Source organism: Pseudolabrys sp. FHR47 (assembly GCF_005153485.1).
Lineage (GTDB): Bacteria > Pseudomonadota > Alphaproteobacteria > Rhizobiales > Xanthobacteraceae > Pseudolabrys.
The window spans coordinates 159,960-174,960 of record NZ_CP039740.1 but is presented as its reverse complement, the minus strand read 5'-3'; the positions used below and the strand labels follow the sequence as shown (position 1 = coordinate 174,960).

General features: G+C 63.2%; 12 protein-coding genes. 1 reads left to right on the top strand and 11 read right to left on the bottom strand.

Annotated elements, in window-relative coordinates:
• Nucleotides 1-52: 52 nt before the first annotated feature.
• From E8Q40_RS00855 to tesB, 9 genes are all read right to left on the bottom strand, one after another.
• On the bottom strand, nucleotides 53-2,506 hold the full coding sequence (locus E8Q40_RS00855) for a DNA translocase FtsK (protein WP_137042609.1): 2,454 nt from the start codon (nucleotides 2,504-2,506) through the stop codon (nucleotides 53-55).
• Between the two features lie 61 nt (nucleotides 2,507-2,567).
• Nucleotides 2,568-3,788 (bottom strand): aminotransferase class I/II-fold pyridoxal phosphate-dependent enzyme, encoded by a 1,221-nt coding sequence (locus E8Q40_RS00850; protein ID WP_137042608.1) that lies wholly within the window; start codon nucleotides 3,786-3,788, stop codon nucleotides 2,568-2,570.
• 301 nt (nucleotides 3,789-4,089) lie between these two features.
• Nucleotides 4,090-5,955, bottom strand: a complete 1,866-nt coding sequence (locus E8Q40_RS00845; protein WP_137042607.1) for an ABC transporter ATP-binding protein/permease — start codon at nucleotides 5,953-5,955, stop codon at nucleotides 4,090-4,092.
• 6 nt (nucleotides 5,956-5,961) lie between these two features.
• Nucleotides 5,962-7,317: a GH1 family beta-glucosidase gene (locus E8Q40_RS00840; protein WP_137042606.1), complete on the bottom strand. Its 1,356-nt coding sequence runs from the start codon at nucleotides 7,315-7,317 to the stop codon at nucleotides 5,962-5,964.
• A gap of 12 nt (nucleotides 7,318-7,329) precedes the next feature.
• The gene (locus tag E8Q40_RS00835; RefSeq protein ID WP_137042605.1) at nucleotides 7,330-8,610 is read right to left on the bottom strand and encodes an alpha-glucosidase/alpha-galactosidase; all 1,281 of its coding nucleotides are present in this window, start codon (nucleotides 8,608-8,610) and stop codon (nucleotides 7,330-7,332) included.
• A gap of 413 nt (nucleotides 8,611-9,023) precedes the next feature.
• A complete protein-coding gene (locus E8Q40_RS00830; protein ID WP_137042604.1) occupies nucleotides 9,024-10,367 on the bottom strand; it encodes an ammonium transporter in 1,344 nt (447 codons plus the stop codon).
• 36 nt (nucleotides 10,368-10,403) lie between these two features.
• Nucleotides 10,404-10,742, bottom strand: coding sequence for a P-II family nitrogen regulator (locus tag E8Q40_RS00825; RefSeq protein WP_137042603.1), 339 nt, complete (start codon nucleotides 10,740-10,742; stop codon nucleotides 10,404-10,406).
• Between the two features lie 321 nt (nucleotides 10,743-11,063).
• The gene (locus E8Q40_RS00820) at nucleotides 11,064-11,402 is read right to left on the bottom strand and encodes a P-II family nitrogen regulator (protein WP_137042602.1); all 339 of its coding nucleotides are present in this window, start codon (nucleotides 11,400-11,402) and stop codon (nucleotides 11,064-11,066) included.
• Between the two features lie 78 nt (nucleotides 11,403-11,480).
• A complete protein-coding gene (tesB, locus tag E8Q40_RS00815) occupies nucleotides 11,481-12,350 on the bottom strand; it encodes an acyl-CoA thioesterase II (RefSeq protein WP_137046522.1) in 870 nt (289 codons plus the stop codon).
• Between the two features lie 446 nt (nucleotides 12,351-12,796).
• Between tesB and E8Q40_RS00810 the strand changes: the two genes are divergently transcribed.
• Nucleotides 12,797-14,017 carry a ubiquinone biosynthesis hydroxylase gene (locus E8Q40_RS00810; RefSeq protein WP_137042601.1) on the top strand — a complete coding sequence of 407 codons (1,221 nt, stop codon included), beginning with the start codon at nucleotides 12,797-12,799 and terminating at the stop codon, nucleotides 14,015-14,017.
• Between the two features lie 96 nt (nucleotides 14,018-14,113).
• Here E8Q40_RS00810 and E8Q40_RS00805 read toward each other — a convergent pair whose 3' ends face one another.
• Nucleotides 14,114-14,743: a glutathione S-transferase family protein gene (locus tag E8Q40_RS00805; RefSeq protein ID WP_137042600.1), complete on the bottom strand. Its 630-nt coding sequence runs from the start codon at nucleotides 14,741-14,743 to the stop codon at nucleotides 14,114-14,116.
• A 42-nt stretch (nucleotides 14,744-14,785) separates the two neighbouring features.
• Nucleotides 14,786-14,989 carry a Trm112 family protein gene (locus E8Q40_RS00800; protein WP_137042599.1) on the bottom strand — a complete coding sequence of 68 codons (204 nt, stop codon included), beginning with the start codon at nucleotides 14,987-14,989 and terminating at the stop codon, nucleotides 14,786-14,788.
• Nucleotides 14,990-15,001: the final 12 nt, after the last annotated feature.

Sequence of the window (15,001 nt, the reverse complement as noted above, 5' to 3'; positions counted from 1 at the left end):
GTGATTCGGGCCAAATCGCAGCAGCGAGAGCCCGAAATCCAGCGTCCGAAATTCAGTAACGGTCGCTGTTCGGGTCCTCGGGAATGAGAATTTCGCGTTTTCCGGCGTGGTTGGCCTGGCCGATAATGCCTTCGTTTTCCATGCGTTCCATCAGCGAGGCGGCGCGGTTGTAGCCGATCTGCAGGCGCCGCTGGATGTAGGAGGTCGACGCCTTGCGGTCGCGCTTCACGACGGCGACCGCCTGCGCATAAAGATCGCCGCCGCCGTCCGCGCCCATGCTGGTGTTGTCGAACACCGCGCCGTCCTCGCCCTCTTCCAGCTCGTCGGAGGCGGTGACTTCTTCCAGATATTCCGGCGCGCCTTGCGTCTTGAGGTGGTTCACGATCTTTTCGACTTCGGCGTCCGAAACGAAAGGTCCGTGGACGCGGCTGATGCGGCCGCCGCCGGCCATATAGAGCATGTCGCCCTGGCCGAGCAGTTGTTCGGCGCCCTGCTCGCCGAGAATGGTGCGCGAGTCGATCTTCGAGGTGACCTGGAAGGAAATGCGGGTCGGGAAGTTCGCCTTGATGGTGCCGGTGATGACGTCGACCGACGGGCGCTGGGTGGCGAGCACGACATGGATGCCGGCGGCGCGCGCCATTTGCGCCAGGCGCTGGATAGCGCCTTCGATGTCCTTGCCGGCGACCATCATCAGGTCGGCCATTTCGTCGACGATGACGACGATGAAGGGCAGCGGCTCGAGCGCCAGTTCTTCCTTCTCGTAGATCGCCTGGCCGGTTTCCTTGTCGTAGCCGGTCTGCACCGTACGCGTCAGCACCTCGCCCTTGGCTTTCGCTTCGGCGACGCGCTGGTTATAGCCGTCGATGTTGCGCACACCGAGCTTGGCCATGTTCTTGTAGCGGCCTTCCATCTCGCGCACCGCCCATTTGAGCGCGACCACCGCCTTCTTCGGATCGGTGACGACGGGCGTGAGCAAATGCGGGATGCCGTCGTAGACGGAGAGTTCGAGCATCTTCGGGTCGACCATGATCAGGCGGCACTGGTCCGGCGTGAGCCGGTACAGCAGCGACAGGATCATGGTGTTGATGGCAACCGATTTGCCCGAGCCGGTGGTGCCGGCGATCAAGAGATGCGGCATGCGCGCCAGATCGACGATGACGCTTTCGCCGCCGATCGTCTTGCCGAGGCAGAGCGGCAGCTTCGCCGAGGATTCGTTGTAGTCCTTGGTCGAAAGCAGTTCGCGGAAATAGACCTTCTCGCGCACCGGGTTCGGCAGTTCGATGCCGATGGCGTTGCGGCCGGCGACCACGGCGACGCGCGCCGACACCGCGCTCATCGAGCGGGCGATGTCGTCGGCAAGGCCGATGACGCGCGACGACTTGATGCCGGGCGCGGGCTCGAGTTCGTACAAGGTGACGACCGGACCGGGACGCGCATTGACGATCTCGCCGCGCACGCCGAAATCGCCGAGCACGCTTTCCAGCTGCTGCGCCGCGGCGTCGATGACATCCTTCGGCATCGCCGTGCGTTCGCCGGGCTTCTGCGCTGTGAGGAAATTGAGCGAGGGAAGCTGGAAGCGACCGCCTTTCTTCTTGGCCGGCGCGGTGGTGCGCTTGACCTTGGCGGGAGCTTCTTCTTCCTCCTCGTCGTCCTCGTATTCGTCCTCTTCCTCCATCGCCGGCGCCGTGCTTGGCGCGGCGACACGGCCGAGTGCATCGAAGCGCGGCTCCTGGCGCGCACCCTTGGCGACGACCGGTTTGGGCTCGGCCCGGCGCTCCAGGCGGCCGCGCAGCCACAGGCCGAAACGCGCCTTCCAGCTGAGCAACGCATGGACGATCATGCCGAGGAACGGCGAGCCGCGGTCGGCTTCCTCTGCTTCCTCGTCGTCCTCTTCTTCGTCGTCTGCCTCGGCGGCCTTGGCCAGTTCATCGCGGCGCTTGAAGAAGGCGCCGGCCGCGACAGCGACGGCCAGGACTGCCATCAGTGCCAGAACAGCGGCGACAATGATCAGGCCGACACCCTTGAAAGCCGAGCCGAGGATCAGTGCCGGCAGGATGAGCACGGCATCGCCGCAGGCGCCGCCGAGTCCGGTCGGCAGCGGCCAGGTGCCGATGCGCGGCAGCGTCGAGGCAAAACCGGCGGTCAGAAAGGCCGCGAGAATCCAGACCAGCGTGCGCCAGCCTTCGCCGACCGGTTTGTGGGACAGAAGCCGCCAGCCGAGGATCGCCTCCGGCAGCAACAAAAGGACACTGGCGAGGCCGAGCAGCTGCATCGCCAGATCGGCGAAGATGGCGCCGGGCAGGCCGAGCAGATTATTTATCGGCTTCTGCGTGGCGTGGCTGAGCGAAGGGTCCTGCACCGACCAGGTGGCGAGCGCGATAGCGCCGAGCAGCGCGCAGGAGAGCAGCGCGAGCCCCGCCAGCTCGCTCAGACGGCGGCGCAGAATGTCGCGGAAATGATCCGCGACAAAAGCGACGACATCGAGATTGCGGTCAGTGGCTGCCATTCTTCTCTCTAGTGCCCCTTCACATCACCCTTTTGAGCCAGTGCCGGTGAATAATTCATTGTCAGCCGAGAACTTCCACAATGCGGTGCAGTGCCTCGGCGGTGGTTTCAGCGTTCTGCACCATGGCGACGCGGATGTAGTCGGCGCCCGGATTGGAACCGTCGGCCTGTTCGCGCGCCAGATATTTGCCGGGCACGACGCGCACGCCGGCCTCGGCCCACAGGAGCTTGGTCACCGCTTCGCTGCCGCCCTGCTTCGATACGTCGAGCCAGAGGAAGAAGCCGCCGGCCGGCCGCTTGTAGCCGTAACGATCGCCGATGATCTGATCGGCGAGATCGAACTTGGCGTTGTAGAGTTCGCGGTTCTTCTGAACGTGTGCCTCGTCATTATAGGCAGCGACGGCGACGTGCTGCAGCGGTGTCGGCACCTGCGGCGCGGCAACATTGCGCAGTTCGAGGAAGGCCGCGAGGAAGCTCGCATCGCCGGCGACAAAGCCCATGCGCAGGCCGGGCAGATTCGAGCGCTTCGACAGCGAATGGAAGACAATGGTGTTGGCAAAACCGGCGCCGGCTGCTTCCAGCATGCCGGCCGGCTTGTCCTTGGTGTAAATCTCGCAATAGCACTCGTCGGCGAAAATGATGAAGCCGTAACGGCGTGACAGCGCCACAAGCTTGTCAAGATAGGCGCGATCGGCGACCGCGCCCTGCGGGTTGGCCGGCGAGGCGAAGTAGAAGGCGACGGTGCGCTTGAGCAACGCCGGATCGAGCGCGTCGAGATCGGGCAGGAAGCCGGTCTCACGGCGGCATGGCAGATAGACCGGCTCGCATTCGGCCGCCGCCGCGCCGGCGGCATAAGCGGCATAGAACGGATTCGGGATCAGCATCGCCGGCGTTCCAGCGCGGTTCTTGACGTAGCGCTTGGCGGCGATGGCGGCGAGGAACAGGCCCTCACGGGTGCCGTTGAGCACCAGTACTTCGCTTTCCGGATTGACGGGTTTTTCCAGCGCGTAACGGCGGCCGAGCCATTGCGCGACGGCCTGCCGGAACGGATCGGTGCCCTTGTTGGCCGGGTACTTGCCGAACTCGGCGACATGCTGCGCGATGACGGGGCCGACGAAATCCGGGATGGCGTGCTGCGGCTCGCCGACCGACAGATTGATGACCGGCTTGCCCGGCGCAATGCCGGCGATGAGATCGGTCAGCCGCACGAAAGGCGAGCGGCTGGCCTCAGTGGCCGCCGCGGCGGAGGTGGGATTTTCGCGCTGGGCGGACTGCAGGGACATAAACGACACATTGCCGGGGAGGGTTGGCGCGCGATCGATTCCGCTGAACCGGCTCCCGGCAGTCGGGATCGCGTGGGGGCCCCCGTGGCGAAACGTGAAGCACAATAGGAGGGGCGAGGTTAAGACCCGACTAACCATGAGCGGGTTTCGGGGTTGGTCGTCACCGTCTACCAACGCGCATGAATCAATATAAGTTATTGATATTATTTACTTTTAGTTTCATCCGACCTTAGTACGGGCTCTGGGTTTTGTGCGCCCAATCGTCAGCGCAGGGCGTTTGAAAATGCTGATGCTGAGACCCTCATCCGCCGCGGCGGCGCCACCACCCGGACTGGCCGGATCGGACCGGAAGCCAGGATTTAAGGTCGATATCGCGCACCAGCCTGGACCCGCCGGCCCGCCATTCCATCACCAGTTCCCGGTCGTGGAACGCCTCCAGTTCGGGCCGGTGCCCGACGCTGATCAGCGTCGTCTTGGGCAGGCGTTCGGCCACCAGGGTCATCATTCGCTCCTGGCTGGCGCGATCGAGAGCGGAGGTTGCCTCGTCGAGGATGGCGATCGACGGGCTATGGATCAGCAGCCTGGCGAAGGAAATGCGCTGCTTCTCGCCGCCCGACAGCACATGGTCCCAGGCCACGCCCTCTTCGTCGAGCCGCTCGATGATATAGCCGAGCCCGACGGCCTCCAGCGTTTCCTTGATGCGCTCGACGTCGATCTTATCGGCGGGTGTCGGGTAGGTTGCGGCGCGCCGCAGGCTGCCAACGGGGATGTAAGGCTTCTGCGGCAACAGGAAGAGCTTCGAGCCGGGCCCAAACAGGATTTCGCCCTCACCCCAGGGCCACAATCCGGCAATGGCCCGCACCAGTGTGCTCTTGCCGGTGCCGGATTCGCCGACGACGAGGATCTTCTCGCCGGGTGCTATGCTGACCTCGGTGTCGTCGACGACTGACGTGCCGTCGTCGAGTGTGACGGACACGTTGCGCAGCCGGAGCGCCGCCTCCTCGGTGACACCGCGGCTGATATGTCCGCTGCCGGTCTTTTCGGCGGCCGCCAGAGCATCGAGGGACACCAGCAGCGACGCGACGCGATGCGCGGATGCCGTCCAATCGGCAAAGCGCGGATAGTTGTCGACAATCCAGCCGAATGCGCCCTGCACGATGACGAAGGCCGACGTCGCCTGCATCACCGCGCCGAGCGTCATCGAGCCATCGAGATATTTCGGGGCGGCCAGAAGCACCGGCACGGCCCAGACGACGAGTGAACTCGTCTGCGACACGACTGTCGTGCGCATGTGCTGGAAGCAAAGGTCCCGCCAGCGGCTAAGCACGCCGGCGAACGACCGGTCGAGCCCGGCGCGCTCTTCCTGCTCGCCGCCGAGCAGCGCAATGCTTTCGCCGTTCTCGCGCACCCGCTGCAGGACGAAGCGATACTCGGCTTCCGTCTGGTTCTTCTGCTCGGACACTGTGATGAAGCGCCGGCCGATGAACACCATGGCTAGGCTTCCGATCAGTGCATAGGCGATGGCGCCGAGCACGAGAAAGCCCGGAATGGTGACGGTGACGCCGGCAATCGCCAATGTGAGCGACCCGCCGATTGTCCACAGGACGATAATGAACGCCGATGCCGACAGAACCGCCGTCAGCAGGCCGACGGCGAAATCAACCGGAGCATCGGTGGCAACGCGAAGATCTTCCGCGATCCGATACTCCGGATTCTGATGCTCGCCGCGAACCAGATTGAGCTGATAGTAATGATCGTGGGCGAGCCAACGGTCGAGCACATGCCCGTTCATCCACGCGCGCCACAGGCGCTGGATCGTCATCCGGAAATAGACACTGGTAACGCCAAGGGCGACGCTGCTCGCGGCCAAGGGCACGAAGATCAACCCCTGGCGGAGCAGTTCCGCGGCATTTCGCTGTTCGAGGGCATCGAAAAACCATTTGTTCCAGCGATTGAGCACCAGACCAACAGCGAGATTGCCGGCGATGAGAATAATCAAGCCGATGGTCAGCATCCAGGCGGTTCGCGAGTCGTGTCGCCAGTAGCCGCTGGCGCTTGCCCAGAAACGCGAGACGAGTCGAAGATTCGAACTGCCATGCGCCGGATTGCGTTCGGCCTTCGGTTTGGCCTTCATGTCCGGCGAACCTGCGGGCGCTTCTGTCGGCATGGCTTTTCAGCCTGCGGTTTCGGCGCCGGGCGCGGCCATCTGCTTGCCGCGCCGGGCGCGGATGAGCTCGCCATACCACTTCGCCGACGCCTTCGGCCGCCGTTGCAAGGTGGCGTAATCGACGTGGATCAGGCCGAAGCGTTCCTTGAAGCCGCTATTCCATTCGAAATTGTCCATGAGCGACCATACGAAGTAACCGCGGACATCGGCGCCCGCCGCGATCGCATCATCCATCGCCGCGATGTAGGCCTTCAGGTAATCGATGCGGTCCTGGTCCAGCACCTCGCCGTTGTCGCCGACGTGGTCGATGGTCGCGGTGCCGTTCTCCATCACATAGATCGGCAACGAATAGGTTCGGTCCAGCATCAGCAACGTCTCCCGGAGGCCGTCGGGCTCGATCGGCCATCCCATGCTGGTACGCGGAATATGGGCCGGGACCGGACCGAATCCGCTCTTGAGCATGTCGGTGCTCTCCTTGATGTAGAGCGGACCGTAGTGATTGAGGCCGAACCAGTCGATCGGCCGGCATATTTCGGCAAGATCGCCGGGCAGAATCAATGGCGCGAGCGCCTCGGCGAGCTGCGGCGGATAGGTGCCGAGAATCTGCGGTCCGGGGAACGCCCGGTTCCAGTACTCGTCGAACCTTTCAGTGGCGATCCGGTCGACGGCGCTGTCGCTGGCCGGCCGGCACGGTTGCACGTTGTGGATCGATCCGATCGAAGCGCGTTCGACGCTCGCGCGGATCGCGTCCACCGCGCGGCCATGGGCGCGATTGACGTTGTGAATGACTTTCAGGAGAGCGTCGTGGTTCACCTTTCCGGGCGCATGTGAACCGTAGGCATAGCCGAGCAGCGAGAACACCGCCGGCTCATTGAAGGTGGCAATTCGCTTGACGCGGTCGCCATAGCGGCGGCCGACGAGAGCGGCGAAGTCGCCGAACCACGTCGCGCTGTCGCGCGCGGTCCAGCCGCCAAGATCCTCGAGGGTCTGCGGCAAGTCCCAGTGATAGAGGCAAAGCCAGGGTTCGATGCCGGTGGCGATCAGCCGATCGATCAGCCGATCGTAAAACGCCAGCCCTGCTTCGTTGATGCGGCCGCGTCCTTCGGGGAGCACGCGCGGCCATGAAATCGAGAACCGGTAGGCGTCGACGCCCATGTCCCGCATAAGGGCAATATCTTCGGGATAGCGATGATAGTGGTCGCATGCCACGTCGGCGTTGTCGTTGTTGGCGATCTTGCCTTGCGCGCTGAACGTATCCCAGATGCCGGGCCCGCGACCGTCTTCATGGGCGGCACCTTCGATCTGATAGTTCGAGGTCGAGACGCCCCAGACGAAATCTGCTTTGCGCTTGTTGCTGCTCATATGCGGTTCCGGCTAGACGCATTCACGAATGTAGGGTCGATTGATTTCCCAGAGCTCGTCCAGCATCGCGACGGCGGCGTCCGCTGAATTGACGACCGGGTCGATCATCAAGGCCTGCAAGGCGATTTCCTTGGATGCGCGGACAGCCGCTTCGACCGCCAGTTCCTGCACCGCGGCCTGCGTGCCGAGGAGCTTGCCAACGCCGTCCGGCAGCGGGCCGAGCGAAACAGGATGAACGCCGGCGGCGTCAACCATGACCGGCACTTCGACGGCCGCATCGGTCGGCAGGTTCGGAATGACGCCCCCATTAGGAACGATGGCGGATTCGATAAACCGGTGACGGTTGTGGAGGATGCCGGTGATGACGGCAACGCCACGTTCACCCGAGGGTGTGAGCCAATCCTTTGGCATCGGAGTCCGGTTGGCGACGATGTCGTCCATCTGTTTGGCCATGTCCTGCCGGTTGCGTTCGTCCCATTTGAAGTCGTAGCCGGCTTCGCCGCCTTCCCATCCAAACGGCAGGAACTCGCCGACATGACTGTCGCCGCATCCGATCCAGTAACCGAAGGTGCGGAACAGCCGGCGTGACAGTGGCTGGTAGGTTGGATCAAAGCCCCGCTCTTTCTGGCGGAAGAGCGGGTACAGATCTTCGCCGGTGTCGTGCCGCCGCACGTGCATGAGGCACTGCGCGTGATTGATGCCCGCGGCCAGAACGTCGACCTGCTCGTTGGGCAGGCCCATGATGTGCGCGAGATAGTCGCGCGCCATGAAGACGCCGTGACACAGCCCGATGTTTTTGATCGGGCTGTATTTGCCGAGCGCCAGCACGATGCGGCTTTCGGGGTTGGAAAAATTGATCAGCAATGCGCCGGGGCATTGCCGCTCCATGTCGCGAGCGATATCAAACAGCAAGGGCAAGGTGCGGAGCGTGAAGAACAGCGCGCCGGGACCGCCGTTTTCGCCGAGCGTGTGACGAATGCCGTGCTTGCGCGGAATCTCGAAGTCGTACTTCCAGAGCCTGTTGCGATCGATGGCGCTGGCGTTGACAACGAAGGACGCGCCGTCCAGGGCGGCAAGCCGGTCGGTCGTCGCTTCGATCGTTAGCCCCGCGCCGGACCTGGCGTTCATCATGCGCGCCAGCTCTGTCACCCGCGCGAGGGAATCTGCGTGCCTGCCGACCAGGGTAAGCGTGCTGCCGGCGAGCTCCTCGCTCGACATGACGTCGCGCAGCATGCTCATGCCGAACGAGATGCTGGTCGCGCCGATGAAGACGATTTTGGCCGTATTGCCCATCCGCAATCCTTGAGCTTTTGCGGTATTTGGCAGGCAGGTTACGTGAGGCGGGTCGCCCCTTCTTGACGTACCTCAACGCGCCGAGAGCGTGTCAAGCAGACTCCGCAGGGTTGCACCGGCGCTCGCAGTTGCGAAGGCGTGGGCGGCAGTTTCCTAAGCCGTTGCCCAGGTGGAGGTTTTAGGTAAGCGGAACTTAGGGCGCTGTTGAGTTGCCCGATGCTGCAGTTGCCTTGCAGACAACCCTGACAGTATTCGTCACGAAGGCCGGCGCCAAAAAGCCGATTCTCCAAAAAAGGAGAGGCCCCCGGCTCTTGCGAACCGAGGGCCTCGACGGAAGGGACAGTGCCGGGTTTCCGCCCCTACCGCTGGAGCTGCGGCGGCACGAACCGAAGTCCGCGCCGCCGCGTATTGGCTTACTGCACCGTCTCGCCGTGCAGGGTGATGTCGAGGCCTTCCTCTTCCTGCGCTTCCGTCGGACGCAGGCCGATGACCGCCTTCACGATGTACATGATGATCGCCGTGACGATCGCCGTGTAGATCACGGTGACGGCGACGCCGTAGAACTGCGTCGCGAGGCTGGCATCCTTGCCGAGCGGATTGATCGCAACATCCGCGAACACGCCGGTCAGGAGCGCGCCGACGATGCCGCCGACGCCGTGCACGCCGAACACGTCGAGCGAGTCGTCGTAGCCCAGCGCCTTCTTCACATGCACCGAGGCGATGTAGCAGATGATGCCGGCGATGATGCCGATGATCAGAGCGCCCGTCGGGTTGACGAAGCCGGCCGCCGGAGTAACGGCGACGAGGCCCGCGACCGCGCCGGAGATGATGCCAAGCAGGCTCGGCTTCTTGGCGACGATCCATTCAGCGAACATCCAGGCGAGCGCCGCCGCGGCGGTGGCAACCTGGGTGTTGGCCATGGCGGCGCCGGCCAGCGCGTTCGAGGCAACGGCCGAACCGGCGTTGAAGCCGAACCAGCCGACCCAGAGGAGCGAGGCGCCGATCATCGACAGCGTCAGGTTATGCGGCGCCATGGAGACGTGACCGTAGCCCTTGCGCTTGCCGACGATGATGCAGCCGACGAGGCCAGCGATGCCGGCGTTGATGTGCACCACGGTGCCGCCGGCGAAGTCGAGCACGCCAGCCGAACCGAGGAAGCCGCCGCCCCAGACCCAGTGCGCGACCGGCAGGTACACGAAGGTGAGCCACAGGCCGATGAACCAGAGCAGCGCCGAGAACTTGATGCGCTCGACGAAGGCACCGATGATCAGGGCCGGGGTGATGATCGCGAAGGTCATCTGGAAGATGATGAACACCCACTCCGGGATCGTCGCGGCGAGCGAGTTCATCGTTTCGTTGGTGACGCCGGCGAAGAACGCCTTCGACATGCCGCCGAGATAGGCGTTCATGCTGCCTTCGGTGAAGGCGAGCGAGTAGCCGTAGACCATCCAGAGGATGGTGACGAGGCAGGTGATGGCGAAGCACGCGGTGACGACCGACAGCACGTTCTTCTTGCGGACCATGCCGCCGTAGAACAGGGCGAGGCCCGGGATCGTCATCAGCAGAACCAGCGCGGTCGAGGTCAGCATCCACGCGGTGTCGCCGGTATCGAGTTTCGGCGCGGCGGCGGCAGCGGCAGGCGCAGCTTCGGCAGCGGGTGCTGCGGTCTGCGCCAGGGCACCGTCGGCAACAAGCAGGCCGGCGGTCAGTGCGGCGAGCGCAAGCAGCCCCGCACTGGAGATTTTCTTCAACGTCATGGTCTAACTCCTATCGGTGATGTGTGTGCGGGGTTTTCAGAGAGCCGCCGCGTCGGTCTCGCCGGTGCGGATACGCACGGCGCTGTCGAGCCCGAAGACGAAAATCTTTCCGTCGCCGATCTGTCCGGTCTTGGCCGCGCCCGAGATGGCGCCGATGACTTTGTCGACCTGGTTCGACGCGACCGCGACCTCCACCTTCACCTTCGGGAGGAAGCTCACCGCGTATTCTGCCCCACGGTAGATTTCCGTGTGGCCCTTCTGCCGGCCGTAGCCTTTGACCTCGGTGACGGTGAGACCCTGGACGCCGATCGACGTCAGAGCGTCCCGAACCTCGTCGAGCTTGAAAGGCTTGATAATGGCCATGACGATTTTCATGGATTCGATCCCCGCTTGAGCCCGTTTTGACTTCCACACAGTGCGGGCCGTTTCACTGAGCCGGGCCGCACGAAGCACGCTTCGCAGGCATGACCGCGCAAGGAGAATCAAGCCCCGTGCCAGTTGTGCAGGCAGCCAGTAACCGGCTGATAACCAACGGGTAATTTCGGAAATGAGATTGTGCTAAAGAAGCGCCGACTGGCCGCCGCCTAATGAGGCGTCAGAGTGAGGCACTGCTGCACAAAAAATAATCAGACTACGAAAATACCTGCTGCGCGGCTTCTGAAGCGTTTTCGAGCCAAGTGGCCTTAGAGCGTGGCCTTAGAGCGCGTCGGCATCGACCTCGCCGGTGCGGATGCGGACAGCCTGGTCGATCGGAACGACGAAGATCTTGCCGTCGCCGATCTCGCCCGTGCGAGCCGCGCCGGTCAGCGCCTCGACCACCTGGTCGGTCCGGTCGCTGGCCACGCCGATCTCGACTCGCAGCTTCGGCAGGAAGCTCACTGCGTATTCGGCGCCGCGGTAGATTTCCTTGTGGCCTTTCTGACGGCCATAGCCCTTCACCTCGGTGACGGTCATGCCATGCACCCCTATGGCGTTGAGCGCCTCGCGCACGGCGTCGAGCTTGAACGGCTTGATGATCGCGGTGACGAGTTTCATGGCATCTGCTCCCCAAATTCCGGCGCGCCGGCGCGAAATACTAGCACTGTTCGACAAGTCGTATAGCCCTGTCGCGGTTCACGGATCACGCCGCAATCGCACCAGACCTTCTTGCGCCACAGACGCGACCAGCGTGCCATCCTGCGTGAAGATGAGGCCGCGCGAAAATCCGCGCGCGCCGTTCAGATTCGGCGAGTCCTGCGAGTAGAGCAGCCACTCGTCAGCGCGGAACGGCCGGTGCAGCCACAGCGCATGATCGAGGCTGGCGGCCATGAATTCCTTCTCGAACAAGGTGCGGCCATGCGGCACCAGCGAGGTATCGAGCAGGCCCATGTCCGAGGAATAAGCGAGGACGCATTGATGAATCGCGGGATCGTCCGGCAGTCGACCGGTCGCCTTGAACCAGACATTGAAGCGACCGTCCGGAATCTTCTTGCCAAGATAGCGCTCATACTCGACCGGGCGCAGTTCGATCGGCCGTTCGCGCTCGTAATAGCGCCGGACCGGGTCGGGCATCGTCGGCAGCACGTTCTTGCGCACTTCGGCTTCGCTCGGCAGAGCGTCCGGCTTTGGCACATCCGGCATTTGCGCCTGATGCGAAAGCTGGTCAGCTTCGTCGGCGTGAAACGACACCAGCATCGAATAAATCGGATGGCCGTGCTGGCGGGCGGTGACGCGCCGTGTCGTGAAGCTCTTGCCATCGCGCATGCGGTCAACGTCGTAGATGATCGGCACCTTGGGATCGCCGGGCAGTAGAAAATAGGCGTGCAGCGAATGCGGCGAGCGTCCCGAATCGACCGTACGGATCGCGGCCACCAGCGCCTGGCCGATCACCTGTCCCCCATAAACCCGTTGCCAGCCGGCTTGCGGCGAGTTGCCACGAAACAGGTTCACGTCGAGGAATTCGAGATCGAGAATCTTGAGCAGGTCGGCGACGGCGGACGTCATCATGCAATCCTTTTTTGCCCTTTCTTGCGGGCCGCACGATCGTTGCTGCCGGTCCGTCTATCGACAGGCAATGCCGCCGCCACAAAAAAAGCAAGCGGGCGAAATCCGCCCGCTTGCTGTCTTCCGGTCAGATGAGACGATGTCAGACCAGATAATAGAGGCCACCAATGACAACGATGGCGATCGCGATCCAGATGATGATCTGGTTCCGGTCCATGCCGCTTTGCGTTTCAGTGGTCATTGCCCATCTTCCTGGTTTTCGCCGTGCCCCGGCGGGTCACGACTCAATATTAGACTTTAGTCTAAGTCTCTGGCAATTTTTGATCTGAATCAAAAAGTTAGCAGGTGCCGCAAAGCGGATGAGCGCGTGCGGTAAGCACTTGAATGAGCTAGTCTTGCAAACGAAGAAGGGGTGTAAGCCTCGGCTCTCGTGACAGGGTGCGACAATGTTGCAGCGGAATGATTTGGTCATCGGCGGCGCCGGTTTCGCGGGGCTGGCATTGGCGATCGCATTGCGCCAGGCGCTCGGCGAGCGTTTTGCGATCACGGTGGCCGATCCGGCGCTGGCGCAAGTGCCGTCGAAGGACCCCCGCGCTACGGCGATTGCCGCCGCGGCGCGGCGGCTGTTCGAGGCTATCGAAGTCTGGGACGCAGTGGCGCCGACCGCGCAGCCCATCCTCGATATGGTGGTCACCGATTCAAAGCTCGACGACGTGGTGCGTCCGACTTTCCTGACCTTCGGCGGCGAAGTCGAAGAAGGCGAGCCCTTCGCCCACATGGTCGAGAACCGCTATCTCATCGACGCGCTGGTTAAGCGGGCCAAGGATATGGGCATCGATCTGCGCGCCACGGCGGTGAGCCGTTACGAGACGACCTCTAAAGCGGTTGTCGTGACTTTCGCCGATGGTAACGAAATCGAGGCACGCCTTCTCGTCGGTGCCGATGGCGCGCGATCGGCGATCCGCGAGCAGGCCGGCATCGCCACGCATGGCTGGAGCTACGGGCAGTCCGGCATCGTCACTACTGTCGAGCATGAACGTCCGCACAATGGCTGCGCCGAAGAGCACTTCCTGCCGGCCGGACCTTTCGCCATCCTGCCACTCACCGGCAATCGCGTGTCGATCGTGTGGACGGAACGGACGCGCGACGCCGAGCGCATTGTCGCGCTGCCGGATGACGAATTCCACACCGAGTTGGAGAAGCGCTTCGGCCTGCATCTCGGCGAGTTGAAAATCGCAGGTCCGCGCCGCGCCTATCCGCTCGGCCTGTACAACGCGCGCTCGTTCATCGCTGACCGCCTGGCCCTGATCGGCGATGCCGCGCATGTCATTCATCCGATCGCCGGGCAGGGCCTCAATATGGGCCTGCGCGATGTCGCGGCACTGGCCGAGTCGATCGCCGACGTGGCTCGGCTCGGCCTCGATATCGGCGGTCCACAGGTGCTGGAGCGCTATCAGCGCTGGCGCCGCTTCGACACCATGACTATGAGTGTCGCCACGGACGGGCTGAACCGGCTGTTCTCCAACCACTCCAACGCGTTGCGGCTGGTGCGCGACATCGGACTCGGCCTGGTCGAGCGCATGCCGGAATTGAAGCGTACATTCATCCGCGAAGCGGCTGGTGTGACTGGCGAGGTGCCGAAGCTGATGAAAGGCGAGATGGTTTAATTCTATGTCGTCCCCGCGAAGGCGGGGACCTATAGCCACCGCGTTATCGAGAGCACACGGTGTATGGGTCCCCGCCTTCGCGGGGACGACAATAAGTCACGACAACGGCACTGCGCCCACGTGATCCTTGAACGCCTGGCGTGATGACACTGCGGCGTACCAGCGATCGAGATTTGGCGTTGCCGGGCGGTCCGGCACGAGCTGCACATAGCGATAACACATGATGGCGACCGGAATGTCGCCATAGGAGAACGCCAGGCCGGCGACGTAATCGTTCTTGGCGAGATGCCGGTCGAGCATCGTCATGGCTTCGACGGTCTTGTCGCGGCCGGCTTTGATTGCCGCCATGTCGCGCTTCTCCGGCGGTGTGCGAATTAAACCCCAGAACAAAGGCGTGATTGCTGGGCCGACCACTGACAGCTGCCAGTCCATCCACTGGCTGGCGACGGCGCGTTGCCTGAGGTCCTTGGGCTCGACGATGCCCGACTTGTCGAACTTGCCGGCGAGATAACGCACGATTGAATTCGATTCCCACAGCAGGAAGCCATCGTCTTCTTGCAGTGTCGGAACCAGGCCGTTCGGATTCATGGCGAGATACTCGGCTTCGCGGTTCTTGCCGAAGGCGCCGCCGACATCGATGCGTTCATGGGTGAGGCCGAGTTCGCCGATTGCCCACATCACCTTCTGAACGTTGGACGATGTGTTGCGGCCCCAGATTTTGAGCATTGGATTCTTCCTTGGTGATGGTTTTGATAGGGCGTAGACGTCCTAATCCAGCCGCCGCGCTTCTTCCGGCAGCATGATCGGGATGCCATCACGGATCGGATAAGCGAGCTTGGCCTGACGCGAGATCAGTTCCTGCTTGCTGGCGTCGTACTCCAGCGTGGTCTTGGTCAGCGGACAGACCAGGATCTCCAAGAGCTTCGGATCGACGCTGTGCGCGGGGCGCTCGGGAACGGAAGGCAAGGTCATGCGATGGTTCTC

Coding starts and splice junctions, on each gene's coding strand:
- E8Q40_RS00855 (WP_137042609.1), bottom strand. CDS start 2,506: ATGGCAGCCACTGACCGCAATCTCGATGTCGTCGCTTTTGTCGCGGAT.
- E8Q40_RS00835 (WP_137042605.1), bottom strand. CDS start 8,610: ATGGGCAATACGGCCAAAATCGTCTTCATCGGCGCGACCAGCATCTCG.
- E8Q40_RS00830 (WP_137042604.1), bottom strand. CDS start 10,367: ATGACGTTGAAGAAAATCTCCAGTGCGGGGCTGCTTGCGCTCGCCGCA.
- E8Q40_RS00820 (WP_137042602.1), bottom strand. CDS start 11,402: ATGAAACTCGTCACCGCGATCATCAAGCCGTTCAAGCTCGACGCCGTG.
- E8Q40_RS00850 (WP_137042608.1), bottom strand. CDS start 3,788: ATGTCCCTGCAGTCCGCCCAGCGCGAAAATCCCACCTCCGCCGCGGCG.
- E8Q40_RS00825 (WP_137042603.1), bottom strand. CDS start 10,742: ATGAAAATCGTCATGGCCATTATCAAGCCTTTCAAGCTCGACGAGGTT.
- E8Q40_RS00840 (WP_137042606.1), bottom strand. CDS start 7,317: ATGAGCAGCAACAAGCGCAAAGCAGATTTCGTCTGGGGCGTCTCGACC.
- E8Q40_RS00810 (WP_137042601.1), top strand. CDS start 12,797: ATGTTGCAGCGGAATGATTTGGTCATCGGCGGCGCCGGTTTCGCGGGG.
- tesB (WP_137046522.1), bottom strand. CDS start 12,350: ATGACGTCCGCCGTCGCCGACCTGCTCAAGATTCTCGATCTCGAATTC.
- E8Q40_RS00800 (WP_137042599.1), bottom strand. CDS start 14,989: ATGACCTTGCCTTCCGTTCCCGAGCGCCCCGCGCACAGCGTCGATCCG.
- E8Q40_RS00845 (WP_137042607.1), bottom strand. CDS start 5,955: ATGCCGACAGAAGCGCCCGCAGGTTCGCCGGACATGAAGGCCAAACCG.
- E8Q40_RS00805 (WP_137042600.1), bottom strand. CDS start 14,743: ATGCTCAAAATCTGGGGCCGCAACACATCGTCCAACGTTCAGAAGGTG.